Source organism: Nostoc sp. S13 (assembly GCF_029379315.1).
Taxonomy (GTDB): Bacteria; Cyanobacteriota; Cyanobacteriia; order Cyanobacteriales; family Nostocaceae; genus Nostoc.
Genome location: NZ_JAQYWQ010000050.1, coordinates 21,780 through 45,376, shown reverse-complemented (window position 1 = coordinate 45,376; position 23,597 = coordinate 21,780). Strand labels below are relative to the sequence as shown.

Below are 23,597 nucleotides of genomic sequence, written 5' to 3'. Positions count from 1 at the left end.
GATTATTCATCCACCAGTCGTACAGAATACCTTTCCTGTATTCTGACGACTGGCATCTTTATTCTGTTCGATAATTAATAACTAATAACTAAGGACTAAATTATGCGAATAGCTCGTAACATTACAGAACTGGCTGGTTGTACACCCCTCGTGCAGTTGAACCGCATTCCTCAAACAGAAGGATGTGTTGCGGAAATTGTGGTGAAACTGGAAAGTATGAACCCATCGGCATCAGTTAAAGACCGGATTGGGGTGAGTATGATTAACGCCGCCGAAGAGCAAGGGCTGATTACTCCTCTTAAGACAGTATTAGTAGAACCCACTTCTGGAAACACAGGAATTGCCCTAGCAATGGCAGCAGCAGCTAAGGGTTATCGGTTAATTTTGATCATGCCAGAGACGATGAGTGGGGAACGACGGGCAATGTTGCGGGCCTATGGAGCAGAACTGGAACTAACACCAGGTATAGAAGGCATGAGTGGGGCAATTGGACGAGCGCAGCAAATAGTTAATACTACACCAAATACCTATATGTTGCAGCAGTTTCGCAATCCAGCCAATGCAAGAGTGCATCGGGAAACTACTGCTCTTGAAATCTGGGAAGATACCGATGGACAAGTAGATATAATTGTGGCAGGGGTGGGCACAGGTGGTACGATAACTGGTGTAGCAGAAGTGATTAAAGCACGCAAGCCTAGTTCTAAGGCGATCGCTGTTGAACCAGCCAATAGCCCAGTTTTATCTGGGGGACGGCCAGGGCCCCACAAAATCCAGGGAATTGGCGCTGGGTTTATTCCCCAAGTACTAAAGATAAAATTGATTGATGAAGTGATTACTGTCACCGATGAAGAAGCGATCGCTTACAGTCGGCGTTTGGCAAAAGAAGAAGGGCTACTATCTGGCATTTCCAGTGGAGCAGCTTTATGTGCAGCAATTCGCGTTGCCCAACGTCAAGAAAATAAGGGACGTTTAATTGTGGTGATTCAGCCCAGTTTTGGTGAGAGGTATTTGAGTACGCCGTTGTTCCAAGACCTGGAGGCAAGGTTAGCCGCTAGCGTCAGTTAACGATACATTGAATTAATGGTCAATTCTAAGCACGTTTCTAACCATTACGAAACTCTCAAAGTTAGTCCAAGTGCAAGCCTTGCAGAGATTAAGCAAGCTTATCGGCGCTTGGTAAAGTTGTTTCATCCTGACAGTAATCAGGAAACAGCCGATCACGAGCAGATTATCCGCATCAATGCAGCTTATGAGGTTTTAGGCGACAATCAAAATCGCCGCAATTATGACCAACAACTGCAAGATGACTCTGAAAAATTAAATAGCGATCGCCAACAGCGTACAGCATCAGCGCAAAAGCATTACCAGACAAGACGAAAAACCGGACGAGATGTTGATGAGCAAGTTGAGGAATGGCTGCGCCAAGTTTACCAACCAGTAAATCGCTTGCTTTGTACCATTCTTTATTCGTTAGAAGAACAAATGGAGCAATTAGCGGCTGATCCCTTTGATGATGAGTTGTTAGATGAATTTCAGGAATATTTAAAAACCTGTCGAGATGACCTCAAGCAAGCACAAATTACTTTTCGCTCCTTACCGAATCCCCCCAGTCTAGCGAGAACGGCGGCTCACCTCTATTACAGCCTCGATCAAGTAGCAGATGGACTAGATGAATTAGGTTATTTTCCTTTGAACTACGATGAGCGTTATTTACACACAGGTCATGAATTATTCCGCATAGCTACAAGATTGCACTGTGAGGCGCAAGCGTCTGTTACATAGTCATTTGGCATTGGGCAATTTCGCTGATTCACAAATGACGAATGACACAGAACTTAGGAATTAGTTTATGCTGGAAACAGAAAAAGATTAAGAAATTTTAAATTCTGCTCCCAGTGTACTCATGCAATGTATTGTTAATCGCCGCGCCCAGTTTTCGGCAAGTCATCGCTATTGGTTGCCCGAGCTGAGTGAAGCTGAGAATATTGAGAACTTTGGTGCTTGCTCTAGATTTCCGGGACACGGGCATAACTATGTCTTATTCATCTCCCTAGCCGGGGAATTGGATGAATACGGCATGGTGCTGAACTTGTCTGATGTAAAACACGTAATTAAACGGGAAGTTACCAGTCAATTGGACTTCTCTTATCTCAACGATGTCTGGGCAGAATTTCAACAAACTCTCCCCACTACTGAGAATATTGCACGGATTATCTGGCACAGGCTAGCACCGCACTTGCCTTTAGTGCGTGTACAGTTATTTGAACATCCTGAACTTTGGGCAGATTATATGGGAAACGCAATGGAAGCCTACCTCACTATCAGTACTCACTTTAGCGCTGCCCATCGGCTAGCTCATCCTAACCTCAGTAACGAAGAAAACACGCTTGTTTATGGTAAGTGCGCTCGTCCTCACGGTCACGGACACAACTACCATCTAGAAGTCACTGTCAAAGGCAAAATTGACCCACGCACCGGCATGATTATTGATTTAGGTGCCCTGAATCAAGTGGTAGAAGATTATGTAATCGAACCATTCGATCACACCTTTTTAAACAAAGACATTTCTTACTTTGCAGAAGTTGTGCCCACTGCTGAGAATATCGCACTTTATATTAGTAATTTACTGCGATCGCCTATTCAGGAATTGGGAGCTAAACTTTATAAAGTGAAACTGATTGAAAGTCCCAATAACTCCTGCGAAATCTACTGTACTGAGTCAGAATCAGATTCAGCCAGTGCAGCTGTGAATCAGCCAGTATTCGCACGAGTTTAGGTAATTGAAAAGACATAGGACATAGGGAATTTATATCATCCCCATGCCTCATGCCCGATGAATGAAAAGAATCTAAAACTAGAAAAGTTTACTAACTAAACAGTTGAAACCAGGTAGCAAAGGACTTGTCAATTCATCTTGACTAAATAAAGTAACTGCTAGCTTTAATGCAGCCTGCTCACGACGATAAACCTCAAATTTTTTCTGTATAGAATCGCAAATCCAATTAGTTAAAAATACCGACGACGGGCGGAATGTCGCAAATAGCGATAAATGCCCCAGGCTAAAACTCCAAAAAAGAGATTTAGTAAAAAGCGACTAAATATAAACCACAAAATATCAGTATCAAAAAGCTTTGACGGACTCAAAGGACTAAGAGTCCTAGCTAAGAGAAATAGCCCAAAAATAGCATTTCCACCCAGCATGAGGGCAAACAGGACTAAACTCCTCTGCCAGTAACGACGCTGGGGTGTACGGTTTGAAATCAGGGTAATTACAAGTTTACCTTGTATTTTTCGCAGTAATTGTTCCAGTCGCCAAAACATCCACAATAGAAACGGAAATAAACCATAACTCAGGAAACGTAGAAGTATTGAGTAACGTCCAGCACTAGATAGGAGATTAACTAGAGCATGACAGATTACAGAATTTAGCCAAGCCCAAAAAATTAACTTCCTGTCTCGATTTAACCGAGTGTGGGAGGAAATATAAATTCCTAAAGCATATCCCCAAGGTGCAGAGAATATGGCGTGGACTGGCGTGCCGATAGTCCGGTCAAGAATTGATGCTGTACCGTGAAAAAGGTAAATCCAATTCTCCTCGGCAGTGAATCCGAGGGCAACGGCTATAGTGAAGAGGAAAACGGTAGATTGAAGTAATCGATACCTGCGTTGTAGATAGCAGGTTGGGACAACAACTGCTGCCAATTTGCAGCCTTCTTCAATTGGGCCTACTTCCACAAGTTGCCGCAAGGCTATACCAGGAAGCGTAGACGCGCAGAAGCTTGTCGCCAGACATCCTTTGATCTGATGCCAGTCTACAAAAAAGTTAGCTACAGTTTCAAAAATCCATTCGAGGCTAAGAGCTAAGATCCCAGATATTGCCCCGATGATAAAGAACATCAGTAACTTTAATAGAGGTGGGGCAAATGGCACCCGACAGTAGTAGTAGCCTAGCAGCAGCAACGGTGGTATTGCTGCCCACAACAGTAGAAAGAAATCAACCACTCACCTGAGCAATTATTGTGCGGTGACGGTGGGTATTGTTAGTGATAGTGGGAGTTTTGAATCCTACTTCAACAATAGTTCGCTCAATGTCCAAAGCGAAATATTCATCTAAATACGGTTCAGTACTTTTGAGCAACGTCAAAATGTAAGCTGGCATTTTCTTGTAAACTTCAGATTTGGGATTCATGTCCATGATTGCTAAGTAGCCACCCGGACGCAGCAAGCGCCGCATTTCAGCTAAAATCTGTCGGGTTGCTGATTGGGGCAGTTCATGGCACATCAGGAAAATGGAGACTAAATCAAAAGAGGCATCTGGTAGTCCAGTAGATTCAGCTTGGGCATGAAGCCAGTTTATTTTAGCTTGGCGTTGTTGGGCGCGGTAATTGGCAACGGCTAAAAAGTAGGGAGATAAGTCCAAGCCGATAATTTTGGCATGGGGATAAACTGCTTGTAGCGCAAAAGTACTCAAGCCAACACTACACCCTACATCTAAGATGTCTTGTGGCTCGTTGGGGATTTGACTTTTCAGGATATTGTGGTAACTTTGGCGCAGCATCGGATCGCCTTGGGCTTCAGCGCTCTGCCAAATCTTAGCGTGGACAGCGTAGGCAGCAGATTCTACCTCAAAAGCGGCTTGCCAACTGAGATTTCCGGTTTCGTACGCATGGAATGAGGTGACGTAGTAATCGGGGTAGGAAAGGTGGGGATTTTGTACTTGAGCTAGATCAGCCCTCCAATCACGCGCTTGTAGTGTCTCGACTTCTTGCGTCCAAAGCACACCAATTCTCTCAGCACGTTTAATCATCATTTGTCTAGCTTGATGTTTGGCTAGGTTAGCTAAAGGCTTGATTGCCAATATGCCATTTACCAAGCGGGAAGCGAAGCCAGGATTAGTATTTACAGCAGCGGTCATAAATCAGTTTGCAGTAACAGCCTTTTGTACTTATGACATACTTGCTGGAGGCCAGTCTAGATGCAAATTGGAAAACATTCTGGAGAGTGGGGAGTGGGGAGTGGGGGGAGATGAGGGGGATGAGGTAGCAGGAGAGAGAAGAATTAATAACCAATGCCCAATGCCCAATGCCCAATGCCCAATCCCCTATTTTGCAGTGGGCTTGAGAGCTAACAACATCTCCAATTCACTGGTGGATTTATCGGGGCTAGTGGCGGTAACACCAAAACCACGAATGGAACCCAGGATATTAATGGTATCGGCGTTAGATGAGATCAAACTATTGACTAGGGGCACAGTTTTAGTTTTATCCATATCTAGGTAGAAATAACCGCCATTGGGCTTTTGTAAAGAACCAGTAACAGCTTTGAAGCTGTCGCTATTGTCCAGAGATTGATTCTTGCGATCGCTAACTGCGTCGGCAATTGGCCCACCAAGAGCTACAAATAAAGTATCTTGATCAAGCCAACCATGCGCCAATAAAGCTCCTTGTTGGGGGATTTGCCATTCAGTTACGTCTTTACCACCAATATTTCTGTTGGCGATGTTGATTTTTTGGGTTTTGGCGAGGGTATCCAATTTTGTCAAGGTGGCTTCGGCAGTTTTGCGATCGCTAGTATCAAATACTAAAGCACCTCCAAAACCAACACTCGCTAACACCCCTTGATTTGATGGAATCGCACCAAAAGCGAATTCCCCATTCATCCAGCCAAAAATATCCTTGTCTAGGTCTATATTCACAAATTTTAGTTGCCCGCGCGCTTGTTCCAGAGCTTGCTTCATTTGTGGATAATCTTTTGACTGTTCTACTACCGTTTCCCAACCACGGCTGATGCCACTTCCGCTAATCAGAGCAAAGGTATCAATCGGAAATTGCCCTACTATATTCCCAGGAGTTGATTGATACTGAAATTTATTTAGTTGCGGATCTAAATTGGCGATCGCTTTTACCCGCACTCCCGCGTCATCAACACCAACACCCGCCACCACAGATTTTATCTGCTTAAGTTGCGTCAGGGCTTGTGGAGGTAACTGCTTTGCCTGCTGACTTGCGGCTGCTAATTGCTGTACCGTACCTGGATAATCTGGTAGATAAATTTGGGCGAGGCTATTTTTGACATCCACTCCTTTGCTGAGAATGCTACCGGCACCTTCTTTACTGGCAAAAGAAGACTGTCCCTTAAACGTGTCAATTGCTTGTTCTACAGCTTGCTTTTCGGGGGCTAATATCAAGTGACTATTATTTAAAACTACGCTATATGTCGGCTTGCCATTTTGTGTAGTTTCGAGAATTTTTTGACCTTGGTAGTCAGATTCCTGGAATTTCACCCCTTTTTCTGACTTCAATTTATTAGCAAAATTCAAGGCACTGAGTTTGTCCTTGATTCCCACCACTATCAGGATATTCGATTTCTGCTGTAAATTTGTTGGTATATTAGGTGCCCCAGACAGCACTTTTAACTGCGCCGGTTTCACAGGATTTGGCGGCAGTACAGCAATCATCACACCACCAACCCAAGGCTTTATATCTTTTTCATAAGAAACGTTACTCTCACTGAAGATTTGCTTATTGAAATCTTCCAGATTTTTTGCCACTAACTTTTGTGCTTCTGGAGTGCCAAACTGTTGTAACTTTGCCCAAGCTCCAGCGTCAGTAGTAATATAAGCTGCCACCAATGCTGTTGAAGGTACTAATTTAGCACTGCCTAGAGCATCTGAGCTACCTCCTGATGGGCCTTTAAAATACGTATAAGCCGCTATACTTCCTGCTACAACTACAACTACAGCAGCACCAACAGCAGGAATGAAAAACTTTGATTTAGTTTCAGGCATTTTGTTATCCTCTTTTGCTCAGATTGTTACCCAGATTTATACAAGTGTCATTGGAGAGTTTTCGGATTTATTAATCATTTCCGCTCATTGATCGGTATTTACTGATAAAATTAGTATTCTATAAGTTAGCGGTCTAAAATTACTCTCAAAAATATTTCCCAAGGAATGAGGAGTGAATCTGCAAATGATATGCTGTTCATCTCAAACAAAATAGGCTGTTCAGCAGCAGCAAGCTATCCTAAGTTATAAGAATAATTAGGATTATTTGTACTTAATGAGAATATATCGAGGTGTAAGAGACTCTTGACCCGATGACAAAAAAGTGCAAAATATCAGGAAAAGTAAATGCGGGAGGGATATGGAAAGAAGTCCAAGGCTCGGCAGCCGACCTTTGGAAATTCGGGTGAGATTAATTTCAATCCCCCATTCCCAAAGGGGAGTTCTCACCTCCATAATGCCCTGTTGATTTGGGAAATACATTTAGACACCGCTATTTTGCTTAACTACATCCAGCCAAGCCAGACTTTTCAGAATTACAAGGTCAGTAAGGATCAATGTCGAAGTCTTATTTTGATACAGATAATAACGGACACAAGCGTTTTGAGTTACCGGGAGCAAGACCACACTACAATCCAGATCGCCCCGGACAGGTAGAGCATATTTTTCTCGATCTCAGCTTGGATATCCCCAAGCAAAGCTATCAGGGCAGTTGCAGGATTCGCCTCTTGCCAATCCGTAATGGCATTGACCGTTTGACTTTGGATGCTGTCAACCTGAATATCGAGTCTGTGCAGGTGGACGAGATACCACAAAATTTTGACTACGACGGCGAACAGCTTTCTATCCAACTTTCTAAGGCGACCCAGATTGGTAAACGCTTGCTAATTGCGATCGCCTACTCGGTGGCAAAACCGCAACGCGGTATTTATTTTATTCAACCAGACAAGCACTACCCAAACAAGCCCACCCAAGTTTGGACTCAGGGTGAAGACGAAGACTCTCGCTTTTGGTTCCCCTGCTTTGACTATCCAGGACAACTGTCTACTTCCGAAATTCGCGTGCGTGTTCCCAACCCTCTGGTGGCAATTTCCAACGGCGAATTGATTGACACCACAGAAGATGGTGATTACAAAATCTACCATTGGTCACAGCAACAAGTTCATCCTACATACTTGATGACTTTGGCAGTAGGTGATTTTGCTGAAATTAGGGACGAGTGGCAGGGGAAACCTGTTACCTACTACGTAGAAAAGGGACGGGAGGAAGATGCTAAACGCAGCATGGGCAAAACTCCCCAGATGATCGAATTTTTGAGCCAAAAGTATGGCTATCCTTATGCTTTCCCAAAATACGCTCAGGTTTGTGTCGATGATTTCATCTTTGGCGGGATGGAAAACACCTCCACAACCCTGTTAACAGATAGATGCTTGCTGGATGAACGCGCCGCCTTAGATAACCGCAACACTGAAAGTTTAGTCGTCCACGAACTGGCGCACCAGTGGTTTGGTGATTTGGTGGTGATTAAGCATTGGTCTCATGCTTGGATTAAGGAAGGGATGGCTTCCTATTCTGAGGTGATGTGGACAGAACAGGAATATAGTTCAGAAGAAGCAGCTTACTATCGGTTATTGCAAGCTGGTCGTTACTTCAGTGAAGATAGCAGCCGCTACCGCCGGCCGATGGTAACACATATTTACCGGGAAGCTATTGAACTTTACGATCGCCACATCTATGAAAAAGGGTCTTGTGTTTATCACATGATTCGGGGCCAATTGGGAGATGAATTATTTTGGCAAGCAATTCAAACATTTATCGAAGATAATGCCCACAAAACCGTAGAAACAATAGACTTACTCAGGGCGATTGAAAAGGCTACTGGACGTAATCTTTTGTTCCTCTTTGACCAATACGTTTATCGTGGTGGTCATCCCGATTTTAAAGTGGCTTACTCTTGGGATGGGGATGCTAATTTGGCAAAAATTACGGTAACTCAAACCCAAGCTGCTGAAGATAAAAATGGCAGTAAGGATTTGTTTGATCTAAAAATACCTATTGGTTTTGGCTATACGCAACAGGAAGAAGTGAGAAGTGAGGAGTTAGGAGTTAAAAATAATTCTCAACTCATAACTCATAACTCACAACTAAAAACTTTTGTAGTGCGGGTGAATGAACGTGAACAAAGCTTCTACTTTCCCCTAGAAAATAAGCCCCAATTTATCAGTTTTGATGTGGGGAATAATTACCTGAAAACAGTAACTTTAGAGTATCCAATATCGGAGTTAAAAGCACAGTTAGAATTTGATACCGACCCGATTTCGCGCATCTATGCAGCAGTAGCTTTGGCGAAAAAAGGCGGGTTAGAAGCTACCATTGCACTTTCTGCGTCGCTAAAAAATGAGCTATTCTGGGGTGTGCGTGTGGAAGTGGCGAAACAACTGTCCCAAATTAATTTAGACCAAACCTTTGATGGCTTAGTTCTTGGGTTAAAAGATCAAAATGCTTACGTGCGACGATCTGTAGTGGAAGCACTTGGTCAAATCAAAACTGCTGAAAGCTATAAAGTTGTCAAAGGGTTATTGCAAAAAGGCGATCCCAGCTACTACGTGGAAGCAACAGCATCTCGTGCGATCGGGGCGATGTCTGCGACGGGCTTCCCCTACGCATCTACAAAGTTAGAAGAAAAGCCCAAGGAAGATAAGGTATTAAAGCTGCTAAAATCCGTTTTAGAAAAAAAGGCGGGTTGGAATGAAGTTGTGCGGAGTGGTGCAGTTGCCGGTTTAGCTGAATTGAAAACCTCGGAAGCAGCTTTAAATCTCCTAATCGAATACACCAAACTTGGTGTACCACAACCTCTACGTTTAGCAGCAATTCGCGCTTTAGGAAAGATTTCTGTAGGTCAAAGTCCGGTTAATTTGGAACGGATTTTAGAGAAATTAATAGAACTAGCCAAAGAAACCTTCTTTTTAACCCAAGTGGCGGTAGCAGCAGCATTAGGACAAATGGAAATACCTACAGCAGTGGGAGTTTTGCGATCGCTAGCCGAACAAACAGCCGATGGGCGTGTACGTCGCTATGCTGAAGAAGAAATTTCCAAAGTGCAAAAGAACATTGGTTCAGAAAAAAACCTGCGTCAATTGCGTGAAGATTTCGACCAACTCAAACAACAAAACCAAGAATTAAGAAGCCGTTTAGAAAACTTGGAGGCTAAATCTAAATAGCATTGCATGATGTTTAAAAGTAGCTAATTGGTAATTGGTAAGTGCGACAAAATCACTACCAATTACCAAATTTATAGCACCGATAAATAATAATTTTGTTATGACTTGCGGGTTGATTCTTCCACCTAATACCGTTTCACCTGAAGATTGATACAGATGGCAAGCAGGGGAAGCAAGAAAAATAAATGATTTGTATCAATAAAAGTTGCGCTCGTGCAGCTAACCGCGATCGCTCCCCTATTTCATTACTTATAGCCAGGTTCTTAATAAATCCATCCTGTCCTCTGTAAGCTGCCGCAATTCGCAGTGATAGTTTATCGTCAACCAAAGCATCGTTGAGAGAGAATTGGAATTCGCAGCTGTTATATCTACCGTAACTTGCACTAATTCGTGTTTCTGGTTCTGGAGTTGCTTGTCTAGAAATGATATTGACGACCCCACCAGAACTATTTCGACCGTATAGCTTACTTTGAGGGCCTCTGAGGATTTCTATTTGTTCTAAATCGAGTAAAGCCAAGTCTAGAAAGCCGTTATAGTCAATTGGAACATCATCGATGTAAAAGGCTACGCTATCCTGAGCGGTAAGGAAATTTTGATTGTTCAAACCCCGCAAACTGTAATTACTAAACTCAGTACCGCCGGAAGATGTGGTAAGAAAGTTAAAGTTGGGCGTTTGATTGGCAATATCAACAAAAGAATTGATTTGAGCATCTTCTATTTCCTGGCGAGGTATTACCATAAGACTAATGGGTACATTCTGTGCGTCTTCCGATCGTTTTTGCGCCGTAACAATTAGTTCAATATCTGGTTCATTAGGTTTCTGGCTATCGGCTGATGGTTGAGTTTCAGGTGTTGTTGGTGTCACCCCTAAAACTAAACCTTCATCGCTGTTAAATAGTTCGACTTTTGGAAACTGTGTTGTTCCCACTATAGTGATCTGGATCTTATTTGTATCCAGATTTGCCGCCAATACTTCCGTAATTCCCGCAAGTGGTTTACTAGGGACACTCACACCTCAATTTATCCCAAATCTTCCAAAAATAGGAGTTTTACTGCTGACTATTGCGAGTATTCAAGGCTTTGGTTTATTTTTACTTGGCTTTATTGCCAATATAGTACTAGCTAGTATAACAATTGCAGTACTAGGGTTTTGCAGCTGTATTTTTACTGTGGTAGGAATTACCTGGATTCAGAAACAAACCTAACCTGAAATGTTAGGAAGAGTTATGAGTTTAGGAATGTTTTCTGCCTTTGGTGTTGCTCCTCTTTCCTTTGCTCTAGCTGGTATCTTAGTTAATTTCAATCTGACTATTCTTTTTACTGTTGCAGGTAGTATTATGCTGATTACGAGTTTTTCTTTGGCAGCAAATCCATCAGTACGTAAGATTAATTAACTTTCCGGGGGGCGATCCTAGAAGCGTTATGAAGCAATAAATAGAAAAAAATGGGTCTTGTAATTTTTCAAATGATTAAATCCAAGACAGTAATAGTACTACTACTCCATATAACTGTTAGTAAATAAAGTTACTTGCGATCGGAGTTTTTTTAAATTTCCATAATTTAGACATAAATAAATATTTATATTTTTATAAACAATGGTTAAGAAAAAATAAAATGATCTGAAAGTTGGATAAGTAGTTGTAGTTTTATAAAGTATAATTAAGAAAAAGATAAACAAATCTAGGCAGTAACAGAGGCTAAAATCACCTCGAACACTATCCCCAAAAGGGTAAAGTTCTAGTTGTTTTAGATAAAAGACTACCGCTATCCTGAACTTGCAAGTAAGTTGTGGGTCAGGAGACAAACAATCATTGTAAATTTTTCAGTTGAAGAGGCAAAAAAAGGCGTGGGTCAGTATCAACCTGCTCAACTACAACTCTATAATCCAGATGCGATCGCTCGCTACTATAGTTACCGTCCCTGGTTAGCCTGGGGGCGACTGCTGAGAATTATCTGGTCTTTTGCAGGATTTATACTCAGTCTCAAGTGGGACGAATGGCAAGATCAAGTTGAGCAAAACAAGGGTAAACGAGCTATCCAGTTGCGAGAACTGCTCACCCGCCTCGGCCCGACTTTTATTAAAGTTGGTCAAGCCCTCTCCACCAGACCAGACCTGATACGCAAAGATTTCTTAGAAGAACTGATCAAGTTACAAGACCAGTTACCACCTTTCGATAATGCGATCGCTTACCAGATTATCGAAACTGAATTAGACCGTCCAATTCATGAAAGTTTTAGCGAACTGTCACCTAACCCAGTCGCTGCTGCTAGCTTGGGTCAAGTATACCGGGGTCGTCTAATCAGTGGCGAAGAAGTCGCAGTGAAAGTGCAACGCCCCAACTTACACCCGGTAATCACACGCGACCTATATCTGATGCGTTGGGGAGCAGGTTGGTTAGCTCCTTGGTTGCCTTTAAATCTCGGTCACAACCTAACTTTAATTGTGGACGAGTTTGGCACGAAGTTATTTGAAGAAATTGACTATATTAATGAAGGCCGCAACGCCGAAAAATTTGCTAGCAACTTCCGCAACGACCCGCAAGTAAAAGTTCCAGGTATTTACTGGCGTTATACCAATACCCACGTTTTAACCCTGGAATGGATTAATGGCTTCAAGCTGACAGATACTAAACGCATCCGCGAAGCAGGTTTAGACCCAGAAGTAATTATCCAAATTGGTGTTACTTCGGGATTGCAACAGCTTTTAGAACATGGTTTCTTCCATGCTGACCCCCATCCCGGTAATTTGTTTGCCATACCCGATGGACGTATGGCTTACATTGACTTCGGCATGATGGATCAGTTGGAGGAAACCACCAAAGAAACGCTGGTCGATGCGCTAGTGCATTTGGTGAATAAAGACTACACCGACTTAGCCGAAGATTTTGTAAAATTGGGATTTCTGACTCCAGACACGAATATTTGCCCGATAGTGCCAGCATTAGAAGCGGTGCTGGGAAACGCTATTGGCAAAAATGTCAAGGATTTTAACTTCAAAACTATTACCGATGAATTCTCGGAACTGATGTATGAATATCCTTTCCGAGTTCCGGCAAAGTTTGCTTTGATTATTCGTTCCCTGGTGACTCAGGAAGGTATTGCCCTTAGCCTCAACCCGAATTTCAAAATTGTTGAAGTGGGTTATCCCTATATAGCAGGGCGGTTGCTGACCGGGGAATCGCCGGAATTACGGCGGCGATTATTGAATGTGTTGTTCAAAGATGGTAAATTCCAGTGGCAGCGCTTAGAAAATTTGATTGCGATCGCTCGTACCGATAGCAACTTTGATGTATTGCCCACAGCCCAGATGGGATTCCAATATTTAATGTCGGAAGAAGGGAAATTTCTGCGGCGACAGATGGTGCTTGCTCTCACCGAAGATGACCGCCTCCATACCGAAGATGTCCAACGCCTGTGGAACCTGGTTAAAGATGACTTAAAACCGGATCGTTTATTAAATGTAGCGATCGGCATTTTAACAGAGTTATCCAGAGAAGGCGCAGCTGCTATCCTCCCAAAAGCTAGATCACTTGGCTCTTTTGCTGGGAACGAGTCAACAAATAAAAAGTAAAAAATCTTTAATATGAATTAGGAGTTTTCATGTACTATTATCCTCTGCAACCACCTTATTTTCTGTTACTTGTGGGCTTTCTAACAGCATTAACATCTGGTTTGGCATTATCTGGCACTTTGAAAGTAATTGTGCAGAAATGGCCAAGTGAGCGCACAGAAAATACTAAACCGCGTTCCTCACTGAAACAATTACTTGTGCCATTTATCGGCATAACTGGTGGTACTTGTCTATTTCTGTCTTCAGGCTTAGAAATATTTGGCTTTCCCTCCTCTTTAGCTTTAGGAGTAGGTCTACCAATTAGTCTGCTGACTTGTTTATTAGTTTGGTTGCAGCTGGGAAGTATGATGACCTTTATAGAACGTGAAGGTATGCAATCTTTAGATTTAGATTCTATGTCATAGATTTAAAACAATACGGTTAATTTCTGATTAACTGAACTGTATTGATATCTAGGACACTTTACTAATATATAAATCAACCTAAATGCTCACCATTGCTGGTGAGCATTTGTACTTCTGGTATGAGGATTTGTCAAGGCTTTGTAGAGATGCCATTAATCACTTATTCACATCTGTTAGGGCTTGAATGGGATATTTAGTAATCGGATAAAAATAGGTATTATTACAGTAGTCAGTACCCGGATTATATATGTAAATATAGTGTTTGATTTAAATCGGAACAAGCTGCATAATTTTGCTGTCTCTAAACGTATTTTTGATGTTAGCTTCAGTCAAATTTTATTTTTTAAATAAAACCTGCACCACATTAGAAAAGTGCTAAAAATTGTACGTCTATTTTTTTTGAAACTAAGTTGCAATCTGCTGTATAAATCTGAGGGGCTAACGAAAAATACTGTAATTAATATGGAGTAAGAGTTTTAAGCAGGTTTACCATAAAATTTTTCAGGAGTTTAAAGTGACAATTAAAATATTTAAAGTTCTACCAATGCAATATACTCCCTTTGTTTTAAAAGATGAATTAGAATTTTTTAAAAATCAAGGGATTGAAATGACAGAAGATATAGGTTTAGCCGACATCATATTAGCTTCTAATCTGCGTGTTCTCAGACCTTTAAGAATAGCTTATAGAAAAAAGAAAAAGTATCTTGTTTGGACAAGTGAACCTAGATTTGATGTTACATTCAAAAAAATAGACCGAGGATTTTTCTTAATGGGTGATGCCCAGATCATGAACATTTATACAGGTGACATATTTATAAATAATTTCACTCTTCCATTCTTTGATGATTTTTATAGAGAATATTGGAAAGAATTCTTAAAGCCACTAGATAAATTTAATTTTACTGGATTAGACAATCGCAAAATTGTCATAGTTGCAGGATATAGAAATAATCAGAAAACTACAAGTCTAAAAAGAGCAGATAAGGAGTTGGATTTACTGTATATTAGAACCCAGATAGCATTGGCAGGGTATCAGTTAGGAAAGGTAGATATTTATGGGCCAGGCTGGCCTGATAATATATCTTTAGAAAGTTCAAGAAAAGGAGACTATATATCCAGAAAAGTTGAGATTTTAAAACCATATAACTTTAATCTATGCTTTGAAAATACAAATTTTGATTATTACTGCACAGAAAAAATTTGGGATAGTATTCGGTGCTATTGTCTGCCAATTTATTTTGGGCAGGGAAATAAAATATATGAAGATTTTCCGAAAAATAGTTTTATAGATTATAGTGAGTTTTCCAGTCCAAAGAATCTCTTTGATTACGTCAATGCTATGACTGAGCAAGAATTCTTCACTCGCATGAATCTATGTATTAATACTTACAACACAATTCATGAAAAGCTTAAATCTGTTAATAGATATGAAGAATTTCTTTTGAGTACTGTTCGTAGAATAAAAGAAATAATGGCATCTTAAAAAAATATTTAACAGATTGATTATTGCAATTCTAGTCAAGTAGCTATAGAGTTGAGTGGCGTTGTTAGGTGAATAGGGAAAAATGATAAATTTTACTTATCCCCATTTCACACCTGCTTTGACTATTGAGCGGCTAGTAGTCTGTCAACCCAACAATGCTTGGTGAGATGAGCTGGTCGGGTATAACCGCTCCATCTTTCTCCGTGCATCAAGGTTTAGCAGCTGCTAAAGCAGGTTTACCTGTTAGAGGAGTGCAATGGAGGGTATCTCTTTCTTTAAGAATAGAATCGAATTCGTCAGAATCAAAAACAGAGAGTCGAAAATGGAGGACATGGCAATATACTTTGAGCAACAAGCAAAGCTAGAATACCCCAAACGCTTCATTTTGCAGAGAACTATACTTAAAATAAATAAAATTATTAAGTATTTATAGAATTTACTACGTTTAAGAATTAAAATTTTGAAAGACTTTAATTTTTATTACCGATAATTGGGCAATAGTTCAGCTATAAATTAAACAAATTTTAAGTCTAATTTTGCTTAATTATTTAGTAATTCTATCCTTGAAGTTACGATAATTAAGCTTAATATTGTTAATTTTTTGATTTAAAAAACTTGTAGTAGTCTTTTGCAGACGGATTAGTGGACTCTGACGCTTAAAGCTTTTGGGTCTTTGTTCTGGCGACTTTAAATACCTATAATGCAAAAACACATTTCGATATGGAATATTAACATCTTCACCAGTGCAAAGTTGAGCAAAGTTTGATGAACTTATACTCATATAGTGCAGATATGTCAGCCGCTGTCCTTCGTCGTATAAGATATTATCTACCACATCAAATTTAGAAGCCCAATGGCAACCAGTCGCTGTACCGTGATAGGCGTAATTGTAGTAAGAAATTCCACTACGTAAAACTAAATAGTTGAGAACTGTTTGATCGGAATCTGCCCATGCCAGTGCGTCAGCTTCACCTGCTTCTAACTTTTCTAATAGATTGGCTAAATTAGCATCGTCAAAAACACCCTTTTTAGAAGCAAACCAACCAGAACAAAAAACGTGATTGCTGATATTTTCTATAGGAAAAATCTCTTTTAGCTTATCTTCTGACCAGTTAAAAATATAATTCAAATCGGATTTATATTGAAAGTCATTCGTAATCCAATCATATTCATCCAACTTTTGATAAACATCATCGAGTGATTTCATTAACAGCGTATCTCCGTCAAAGAAGATAAACTTGTCAAATGGGCCATCTAGACAGCAAAGTTTTCGATGCCTTTCTATGCGATAATTTTCTGGCAAACCATATTCTTGCCACAACTTTAACGCTCTTGGGTGAGCTTTCCAGATACGAGAGCCAAAGTCCTCCCAGTAAGCTATGGAATCAGGGTTTTCAAATAAAGTAACATTATCTCTAGATGCAATCTCTACCTTTACTTTCTCTAACCGCTCATTATATGGAATTACACAAACAGGAATTTCTCTACCAGCATTAGCTTCTATACTATTGAGTAACGCTACTAATTGGTCATAGACAACATCATTCGCTAAGATGTAAATGCCATCGGTCATTGGAATACTCCTAATATTAAGTACGGGCAGCAACAAAGGGAAATAAACGGCGAGTTAATTTGGAAATGAAGGCGAATTTACCCTCATGGAGATAGCGATAGTGTTCCCACAATTGCCAATAAGGACTACCAGTTTTCATTCGCGTCCCAGCCCAGTGAAGATATTTTAGTCGTTGTCCTCGGTCATAGAGGGCGTATTCTTGCTGTTGGAAATTTTGTGAACCTGCCCAACTACCAGGCCCTCCCCCAGGAATTTTGACGAGATTTTCACGTTTGGAAATTAGTTTGAGAACAAGATAATTTAAAATTGGTTGGTCTGTAACTCCTTCAGAAAAATCAAAATATTCCCGATGCACAGCACACTCGCGCAAAGCTTCATCCATTTGTTGTTCGGTAATAACTCCTTTTCTCGAAGCCCAAAAGCCACTATTGAAAACATCTTGAAGTTCGACATCGGAAAAAATTTGCTGCTCTTTCACAAATGGGGAAAAGATATTTCGCAGCTTGTCATTAGCATGGTGGTAATCACAACAGAAAAAATCTACTTCTGAAAGCTTGTCTAAATTTTCGGCGATTTTTTCAAAAACGACAATATCCGTATCAATATAAATAAATTCATCTAAAGGGCCAAACCACGCCACCAGTTTACGCATTTTGTTGGGTAAGGCGAGGAAATCTCGGTCAAAAATTTCTCCGATGCGTTTGGTAAATTTCTCAATAAGTTCTAAATCTGGGAAAATTTTGACGTTGTGTAAAGTAGCAAGCTGTTCTGCTACTTTGTGATAATTGTCATTAAAAGGTATGAGATAAACAGTCACTTCTCGGTCATAGTAACGAATGCTATTGAGTAAAGCGATCGCATTATCAATAACACGATCATTCGCAACAATATAAATGCCCCGACTCATAAATTATCCTTGGGTAATTAACTTAAATTTTCGCAAAGCTCTTGTAAGTAAATTTGGTGTTGGAGCGTCATTATAACTCTTAGGAGGATTTTTAAAGACTGGATGCTTCTCCGGCTCGTGTAAATAACGATAGTAGAGAAATAAATCTCGATAGGGAAACTCGATATTTTCTCCAGCACAGACTGCTTGATTGATATTAGGAGGAATACCAATGTAATGAATGTAAGTTAGTCGATTACCTTTGTCATAAAGAAGATGCTCTCGTTCCTCGAAATGCTTAGATGTGGCAGAACATCCTGTTTTTTTATTATCTGGCAGTTGGCGAGCAAAGTTATAAATAGAAAGATTAGACCTCATTACCATATAGTTTATCAGTGGTTGTTCGCCAGCACCGCCATACAAAATTTCCGCTTCACCATTTTGTAAATGGGATATCAGCCAATCTCTTTGTTCTGAGTTAAATATTCCCCGTTTTGCGCCATAAAAGCCTGAGCAAAATATTTCGGAATCAATGCGTTTTTGCTCGAAAACTTCTATTAATTTTGGAGAATTAACATTATATATTTTACTAACGTCTTTAAATTGGAAATCGTAGACAACAAAATCATAACTATCTAGTTTTTCAAACACTGTCGCTAGTGAGTTCATCACCAAGGTGTCTGCATCTAAATAGATAAACTTATCGAATGGGCCATCAAAAGCGCAAAAACGACGGTGAGCGCCATACAAACGGAATTTACTGCGATTCAATCGTTCTGGTGCTGCTGTCAGCATAAATTGATCCCAGAGATTGATTGATTCTTGATTATCGTAAAGAAATACATTAGGGCGTTTAGCTATTTCATCAGCAATTCGCTGTGTCTGATCATCGAAAGGATAGATACAAACAGGAGTTTCTGAACCCAAGATAATATCAATACTGTTGAGCAAAGCCACCAGTTGATCGAAAACATAATCATTGGCAAGGGTGCAAATACCATTCATAATTTATGAGTGTTCAGCAACAAAGTTTGACAACCAGTTAAGCAGGTTTAATTTGCGTAAAATGATTTGACGTGCTTCTGCGATCGCATCTTTAGCAGCATACCAAGCATCAGGTGTAGCTGTCACTTCTTGGATGTAGGCAATGCCTTTTTCATCTAAACTGGGTAATCTTAAAAAACTACCCGGTGGCAATAATTTATCAGCAGCTGGCCCACCATAATAAATTGGCAGACACCAAGCCAGCAAAGAATCCCACAATTTTTCACTTACATACCAACTATTTTCTGCATAGTTTTCAATTGCCAGATTGTAGTAATATGGTGCCATTCCATGCCATTTGTGACCAAGTTCACCTTTTGTTGGCGACCATGCAGGTAAGTCCCGCCCATACAAATCGAACTTAGTGCCGCTAGCTTGCAATGATTTCAAAAAGTCTAAGCGCTGGCGATGATTAGCTGTCCGGTTAATTCCCGAAGTAATCCAACTGCATGGAGCAATTTTTTCCGGGATTGGCATTTCATTTAAATCCTCAAATGATTTGGCATGATACCAAATAGCAGGCATATAATCGGGATTGGGCGCAAAGTCATCGGGGCCGGAAACATGACCACAATACTTTTGAGCTTCCTGATAATTCCGCTTACTTATTTCTACAATCTCATCTAGGGGCGGTTCGCGGAGAAAATAAATAATCCGCTCTTTCGGCACACCACATAATAGAGATTCTATATTTATTTCTGGTTTTTGTTGTCGTTTACGAACAATATCTAACCAAGATGCTTGTGGGGATGGTTGGGGAAAATCAAACTGATATAGCAACAGAAAGTCTGGCTTTTCCGCTATTTTCAACATTTGAATGTTGTCCCAAATACCAAAGGAGTGCGGGGTTTGTTGCCATAACCAGTCTCTGGTTTTAGCAAGACCTGAATAACTGCTAATCATCCCAACAGTTTTGATAGTCATAAATCGTATTTATTCGTAGTTAGTTTTCAGTTAATTTTTGTACTGTTACCCTAGAATTGGTGGACGCTGATCTTCTTCTACGTAACTTAATATTTTGGTAATTCTATTCTCCCAAGAAAATTGCTGGGCAAAATCTATACTAGCTGCATAACCCTCTATTTTTCTGGGATAGGTTTCTAAAGTATGCTGAATAGATTGGGCAAGTTTATCCGAGTTATCTGGTGTACACCAACTGGCAATTAAAGGTGATGTCTTGAATTCCATTAAAGGTGGAATCTCAGTTGCAACTATAGGAGTGCCAGCAGCCATATACTGAAAAAACTTAACGGGATTCGTGAAATCTGCTGATTTTCCAGCGCAGTGAGGATGAACTAAAATATCAGCTGCTTGAAACAAGCTGACTAATCGTTCCCGTGGAAGTATCCAGCCTAATAATTTAACGTTTTCTACATTTTTATCTCTAGCTAGTTGTTGATATGCTTGTACTTGTGCTTCTGTACCTCCTGTGATCACAAACTGAATTTCTGGCAATTCTTTAGCAGAATCAATTAACAGATCAACACCTTTGAAATGATATAAAGCGCCTGAATAGACAACTAAATGCTTACGTCCATTTATGAGCAATTCTTGACGCCATGCTTCGGCTTCTTGAGGCTGTCTGACTGAAAATGATTGATTGAATCCGTTATGTAACCAAACGACTTTTTCCGGTGGCATTCCATATTCTATTAAGCTTTGGCGGATGGGTTCCGACTGAGTTATGGCTATTTTAAAATAGGGACTGTGGACAATTTCCGGCTCAAATTTTTGGTCTTGAAAGTAGTGACGTTCATAGATGGTAGGAATTTTATTTTTGACTGCGGCTTTGACAAAGTTCCAATCCCGCGTGTGGACAACTTTCGTATTAGGCAGGATATGAACCGGTAAATAATATTTGGTTACTACTGTACTGGAGTTAGTAAATTTACCACCTATTTTATCAATAGGCCAAGGCATTGGCAATGGAGCAATTTTGAGCTTTTCTTGAACATCGTAAAATTCTATAAATTCTCTGCCGGGTCTTTTGGGTTGATAAGGATAAATTAACGATAGTAGATTAACAGAATATTTTTTTTTATCTGGATAGATTAAAACTGAGGAGTAGCCTAAGTTAGCTGCTGCGTTGGCACAAAGTACATCATGAATTTCGTGTGCTGTGTCCGGTTGTAGTGATGGCTCTCCGGTGTAAAAAATATATTGATTTTTTTTTGAAGAATTTATCATTGTTTTGGATGATAGGTTTTTTCAGATTGTGGTAAAAATACTTTTGTTAATTGCATTAACTAAAATTAAACTCTATCCTCAAAAAGTTTTAATATATCTAGTAGGTAAATAGCAGAGTCATAAGATTCTGTAATTAATTGATTTTGTTTTTGGGGTTCGGATTCTAATTTATCGGCTAGCAAGCGCAGAGAGCTAAGGAGGGGATAGAGACGTGTGCGAAACTCATCGGAGATATGACTAAAGTTTTGATACTCGTTCTTTCCATTTTGATTTTTGTCTATATCTGACGATATCTGCCAGTTAATTTTCAGACTAACCACATCGTCGAAAACATCAATAGCGTTGAGAACTCTTAAGGCTGAATTGTATGATTCGTCAATTAATTCCTGCTGCTCTTGGGAATTGTCTACCAGATCATCAACTAATAGTCCGAGGAAACCAATCATTGAGTTAAGCCTTGTCCGCAGTTCATGAGAAATTCGATTAAAGCTGGGATTAGTTTTGGTGAAAATTTCCGGCTGCTCAGTAAATTGCATTGAGTAGAGGCGTGAATAGTAACTACCTTTTTGTAAAAGTTCTTCGTGGGTGCCGATTTCTACTACACTTCCTTGGTCTAAGACGGCGATTTGATCGGCTTTTTGGACTGTGGAAAGGCGGTGAGCGATTACTAGGGTGGTGCGATCGCGACTTAGGTTATCAAGTGCAGCTTGTACTAAGCGTTCGGAAACGGTATCTAAAGCGCTGGTGGCTTCATCTAAAATCAGAATTTCAGGATTTTGCAGCAGGGCGCGGGCGATCGCTAATCTTTGCCTTTGTCCACCAGATAACATTACGCCGCGATCGCCAATCTGCGTATCAAATCCCTGGGGTAATTTGCTAATAAACTCATAGGCGTTTGCTCGCTTTGCAGCAGTGAGAATTTCATCATCACTAGCCTCTGGTCGTCCATAAGCAATATTGTTTCGCACCGAATCATTAAAGAGAAATGTATCTTGACTGACAATTCCCATCGCCTTCCGCACCGATTTCAAATCGAAATCTCGCAAATCTATTCCGTCTAGGGTAATAGAGCCAGATGTGGGGTCATAAAATCTCGGTAAGAGGTCTGCCATTGTTGATTTACCAGCACCAGAACTACCCACCAAAGCCAGAGTAGTACCGCGTGGTAAATATAAATCTACGTCTTGAAGTACTATATTTTGATGATTAGGGTAGCAAAAACAGAGATTATTAAAATGCACTCCCTCTTTTAATTTCTGATAAGGAATCATGCCGCTACTCATGAACGGCTTATTATCTTGTCGTAAAAAATCAGCGATAATATCCACGCTAGAAGCAGTATTAGCAAAGTTACTCCGAAGAGTATTCAACTGAGAAATAAACGGTAGCAGTCGCAATAGCAACAATAGATATGTAATCAAAACGGCTGAGACTGAACTAATCTGATCCGCAAATAAGGTGCGACCCAAAAAGACAATCACTATTAAGGCTATAATGCCCGTCACCTCGCTAACTGGTGTAATAGCCTCAGAATTCAACTGGGACTGAAAATCTGCTTTTTCTCGGTCACGAATTAGCTTTTCAATCCGTTTATATTCTCTATCTTCATTTCCAGTTGCCTTTACTAGGCGAATTCCATTTAGCATTTCTAACACAGAAATGGAATAAGCTTTAGACATCTCCGAAAGTTGGACACCAAAATCTCTTGAGCGGTAAATTGCATACTGATTTACGAACGTCACCAAAGTTAGCAACATTGTAGTAGCAATGGTCAACTGCCAGGAAATTGACAGCAACAAAGCCACAAAAACTAAAATCGTAATTCCCAATATGATTAACCTAATAATATTGCCTATAGCAGTAGCGGTACGACTAATTTCTCCCCCCAGGCTGTTGATTAGATCACCAACTTTCATTTTGGTGTAATAATCTATGTCAATATCTAGTAATAACTTCAACCCGGCTTCTCGCATATCTGATGTCAACGTCCGCGTTAAAGAACTCGACACCAAAGTACCAACATAGCCAGTTAAATTTTTTAAAACAATTGTAAATATAATTGAGCCAGCCATTACCGCTAGCCGATAACTTTCGGGAACTTTCTCAAAGGGAGAGACAATAGCTTTAATAATTGACGGAGCACCTGTTAAATTTACAGGTTGACCCACTATTTGAAGAATTACTGGCACAATCAGTGTCGTTCCCACACCGTTAAATAAAGCGCTAGAAAATCCGAAGAGAATTGTAAAAAATATCCTAGCTGGATAAGGTTTAGCAAATTTTACTAGTAGTTTGCTGTTAGACATTGGGAATTTAGATTATAAATTTAGAATTGGATCGCGGCAAGAGAAAATGTTATACATACAACTTCAATCAATCCAGAGCTATTCTTACATATAGATATACTATGCCTGTTACGAGATTTTCAATTGAGTTAAATCTAG

Annotated in this window: 18 protein-coding genes and 1 pseudogene; 8 read left to right on the top strand and 11 right to left on the bottom strand. The window is 40.3% G+C overall.

Annotation, left to right across the window (positions count from 1 at the left end; translation table 11 throughout):
• Nucleotides 1-102: 102 nt before the first annotated feature.
• The 3 genes from cysK (at nucleotide 103) to PUQ00_RS16865 (ending at nucleotide 2,776) form a co-directional block, all read left to right on the top strand.
• The gene (gene cysK, locus PUQ00_RS16875) at nucleotides 103-1,065 is read left to right on the top strand and encodes a cysteine synthase A (protein WP_300418753.1); all 963 of its coding nucleotides are present in this window, start codon (nucleotides 103-105) and stop codon (nucleotides 1,063-1,065) included.
• A gap of 15 nt (nucleotides 1,066-1,080) precedes the next feature.
• Complete coding sequence (locus PUQ00_RS16870) at nucleotides 1,081-1,782, top strand: J domain-containing protein (protein ID WP_300418751.1); 702 nt, start codon at nucleotides 1,081-1,083, stop codon at nucleotides 1,780-1,782.
• A gap of 121 nt (nucleotides 1,783-1,903) precedes the next feature.
• The gene (locus PUQ00_RS16865) at nucleotides 1,904-2,776 is read left to right on the top strand and encodes a 6-carboxytetrahydropterin synthase (RefSeq protein WP_300418749.1); all 873 of its coding nucleotides are present in this window, start codon (nucleotides 1,904-1,906) and stop codon (nucleotides 2,774-2,776) included.
• Between the two features lie 78 nt (nucleotides 2,777-2,854).
• Here the strand turns inward: PUQ00_RS16865 and PUQ00_RS16860 are convergent.
• The 4 genes and pseudogenes from PUQ00_RS16860 to PUQ00_RS16845 form a co-directional block, all read right to left on the bottom strand.
• Nucleotides 2,855-3,001: pseudogene (locus tag PUQ00_RS16860) on the bottom strand (Uma2 family endonuclease); the annotation flags it as partial.
• Between the two features lie 5 nt (nucleotides 3,002-3,006).
• Complete coding sequence (locus PUQ00_RS16855; protein ID WP_300418747.1) at nucleotides 3,007-4,002, bottom strand: PrsW family glutamic-type intramembrane protease; 996 nt, start codon at nucleotides 4,000-4,002, stop codon at nucleotides 3,007-3,009.
• On the bottom strand, nucleotides 3,995-4,915 hold the full coding sequence (locus tag PUQ00_RS16850) for a class I SAM-dependent methyltransferase (RefSeq protein WP_300418745.1): 921 nt from the start codon (nucleotides 4,913-4,915) through the stop codon (nucleotides 3,995-3,997). The genes PUQ00_RS16855 and PUQ00_RS16850 overlap by 8 nt, the downstream gene beginning before the upstream one ends.
• A 186-nt stretch (nucleotides 4,916-5,101) precedes the next feature.
• Nucleotides 5,102-6,787 (bottom strand): DUF3352 domain-containing protein, encoded by a 1,686-nt coding sequence (locus PUQ00_RS16845; protein ID WP_300418743.1) that lies wholly within the window; start codon nucleotides 6,785-6,787, stop codon nucleotides 5,102-5,104.
• 554 nt (nucleotides 6,788-7,341) lie between these two features.
• On the opposite strand from PUQ00_RS16845, the gene PUQ00_RS16840 reads away from it, so the two are divergent.
• Nucleotides 7,342-10,005, top strand: a complete 2,664-nt coding sequence (locus PUQ00_RS16840) for a M1 family metallopeptidase (protein WP_300418742.1) — start codon at nucleotides 7,342-7,344, stop codon at nucleotides 10,003-10,005.
• Between the two features lie 136 nt (nucleotides 10,006-10,141).
• On the opposite strand, the gene PUQ00_RS16835 is transcribed toward PUQ00_RS16840, so the two are convergent.
• On the bottom strand, nucleotides 10,142-11,017 hold the full coding sequence (locus PUQ00_RS16835) for a TonB-dependent receptor plug domain-containing protein (protein WP_335030485.1): 876 nt from the start codon (nucleotides 11,015-11,017) through the stop codon (nucleotides 10,142-10,144).
• Nucleotides 11,018-11,243: 226 nt separating this feature from the next.
• Between PUQ00_RS16835 and PUQ00_RS16830 the strand changes: the two genes are divergently transcribed.
• The 4 genes from PUQ00_RS16830 (at nucleotide 11,244) to PUQ00_RS16815 (ending at nucleotide 15,463) form a co-directional block, all read left to right on the top strand.
• Nucleotides 11,244-11,399 carry a hypothetical protein gene (locus PUQ00_RS16830; protein WP_300418740.1) on the top strand — a complete coding sequence of 52 codons (156 nt, stop codon included), beginning with the start codon at nucleotides 11,244-11,246 and terminating at the stop codon, nucleotides 11,397-11,399.
• Nucleotides 11,400-11,851: 452 nt separating this feature from the next.
• Entirely contained in the window at nucleotides 11,852-13,576 is a 1,725-nt protein-coding gene (locus tag PUQ00_RS16825) for an AarF/ABC1/UbiB kinase family protein (RefSeq protein WP_300418738.1), read from the top strand.
• 29 nt (nucleotides 13,577-13,605) lie between these two features.
• Nucleotides 13,606-13,980: a hypothetical protein gene (locus PUQ00_RS16820; RefSeq protein ID WP_300418736.1), complete on the top strand. Its 375-nt coding sequence runs from the start codon at nucleotides 13,606-13,608 to the stop codon at nucleotides 13,978-13,980.
• A 514-nt stretch (nucleotides 13,981-14,494) separates the two neighbouring features.
• Entirely contained in the window at nucleotides 14,495-15,463 is a 969-nt protein-coding gene (locus PUQ00_RS16815; protein WP_300418734.1) for a glycosyltransferase family 10, read from the top strand.
• 544 nt (nucleotides 15,464-16,007) lie between these two features.
• On the opposite strand, the gene PUQ00_RS16810 is transcribed toward PUQ00_RS16815, so the two are convergent.
• The 6 genes from PUQ00_RS16810 to PUQ00_RS16785 all read right to left on the bottom strand — a co-directional run bounded on the left by PUQ00_RS16810 (nucleotide 16,008) and on the right by PUQ00_RS16785 (nucleotide 23,459).
• On the bottom strand, nucleotides 16,008-17,036 hold the full coding sequence (locus PUQ00_RS16810) for an Npun_R2821/Npun_R2822 family protein (RefSeq protein WP_300418732.1): 1,029 nt from the start codon (nucleotides 17,034-17,036) through the stop codon (nucleotides 16,008-16,010).
• A 16-nt stretch (nucleotides 17,037-17,052) separates the two neighbouring features.
• The gene (locus tag PUQ00_RS16805) at nucleotides 17,053-17,943 is read right to left on the bottom strand and encodes an Npun_R2821/Npun_R2822 family protein (RefSeq protein WP_300418731.1); all 891 of its coding nucleotides are present in this window, start codon (nucleotides 17,941-17,943) and stop codon (nucleotides 17,053-17,055) included.
• A 3-nt stretch (nucleotides 17,944-17,946) separates the two neighbouring features.
• On the bottom strand, nucleotides 17,947-18,927 hold the full coding sequence (locus tag PUQ00_RS16800; RefSeq protein ID WP_300418730.1) for an Npun_R2821/Npun_R2822 family protein: 981 nt from the start codon (nucleotides 18,925-18,927) through the stop codon (nucleotides 17,947-17,949).
• Nucleotides 18,928-18,930: 3 nt separating this feature from the next.
• The gene (locus PUQ00_RS16795) at nucleotides 18,931-19,890 is read right to left on the bottom strand and encodes a glycosyltransferase family 10 (RefSeq protein WP_300418728.1); all 960 of its coding nucleotides are present in this window, start codon (nucleotides 19,888-19,890) and stop codon (nucleotides 18,931-18,933) included.
• 45 nt (nucleotides 19,891-19,935) lie between these two features.
• The gene (locus tag PUQ00_RS16790) at nucleotides 19,936-21,153 is read right to left on the bottom strand and encodes a glycosyltransferase (RefSeq protein WP_300418727.1); all 1,218 of its coding nucleotides are present in this window, start codon (nucleotides 21,151-21,153) and stop codon (nucleotides 19,936-19,938) included.
• A gap of 65 nt (nucleotides 21,154-21,218) precedes the next feature.
• A complete protein-coding gene (locus PUQ00_RS16785) occupies nucleotides 21,219-23,459 on the bottom strand; it encodes an ATP-binding cassette domain-containing protein (RefSeq protein ID WP_300418724.1) in 2,241 nt (746 codons plus the stop codon).
• Nucleotides 23,460-23,597 lie beyond the last annotated feature (138 nt).

Bases quoted from the DNA above. Each gene is read 5' to 3' on its own strand.
- cysK (WP_300418753.1), top strand. From the start codon at position 103: ATGCGAATAGCTCGTAACATTACAGAACTGGCTGGTTGTACACCCCTC.
- PUQ00_RS16870 (WP_300418751.1), top strand. From the start codon at position 1,081: ATGGTCAATTCTAAGCACGTTTCTAACCATTACGAAACTCTCAAAGTT.
- PUQ00_RS16865 (WP_300418749.1), top strand. From the start codon at position 1,904: ATGCAATGTATTGTTAATCGCCGCGCCCAGTTTTCGGCAAGTCATCGC.
- PUQ00_RS16850 (WP_300418745.1), bottom strand. From the start codon at position 4,915: ATGACCGCTGCTGTAAATACTAATCCTGGCTTCGCTTCCCGCTTGGTA.
- PUQ00_RS16845 (WP_300418743.1), bottom strand. From the start codon at position 6,787: ATGCCTGAAACTAAATCAAAGTTTTTCATTCCTGCTGTTGGTGCTGCT.
- PUQ00_RS16840 (WP_300418742.1), top strand. From the start codon at position 7,342: ATGTCGAAGTCTTATTTTGATACAGATAATAACGGACACAAGCGTTTT.
- PUQ00_RS16830 (WP_300418740.1), top strand. From the start codon at position 11,244: ATGTTTTCTGCCTTTGGTGTTGCTCCTCTTTCCTTTGCTCTAGCTGGT.
- PUQ00_RS16820 (WP_300418736.1), top strand. From the start codon at position 13,606: ATGTACTATTATCCTCTGCAACCACCTTATTTTCTGTTACTTGTGGGC.
- PUQ00_RS16810 (WP_300418732.1), bottom strand. From the start codon at position 17,036: ATGACCGATGGCATTTACATCTTAGCGAATGATGTTGTCTATGACCAA.
- PUQ00_RS16805 (WP_300418731.1), bottom strand. From the start codon at position 17,943: ATGAGTCGGGGCATTTATATTGTTGCGAATGATCGTGTTATTGATAAT.
- PUQ00_RS16800 (WP_300418730.1), bottom strand. From the start codon at position 18,927: ATGAATGGTATTTGCACCCTTGCCAATGATTATGTTTTCGATCAACTG.
- PUQ00_RS16795 (WP_300418728.1), bottom strand. From the start codon at position 19,890: ATGACTATCAAAACTGTTGGGATGATTAGCAGTTATTCAGGTCTTGCT.
- PUQ00_RS16790 (WP_300418727.1), bottom strand. From the start codon at position 21,153: ATGATAAATTCTTCAAAAAAAAATCAATATATTTTTTACACCGGAGAG.
- PUQ00_RS16785 (WP_300418724.1), bottom strand. From the start codon at position 23,459: ATGTCTAACAGCAAACTACTAGTAAAATTTGCTAAACCTTATCCAGCT.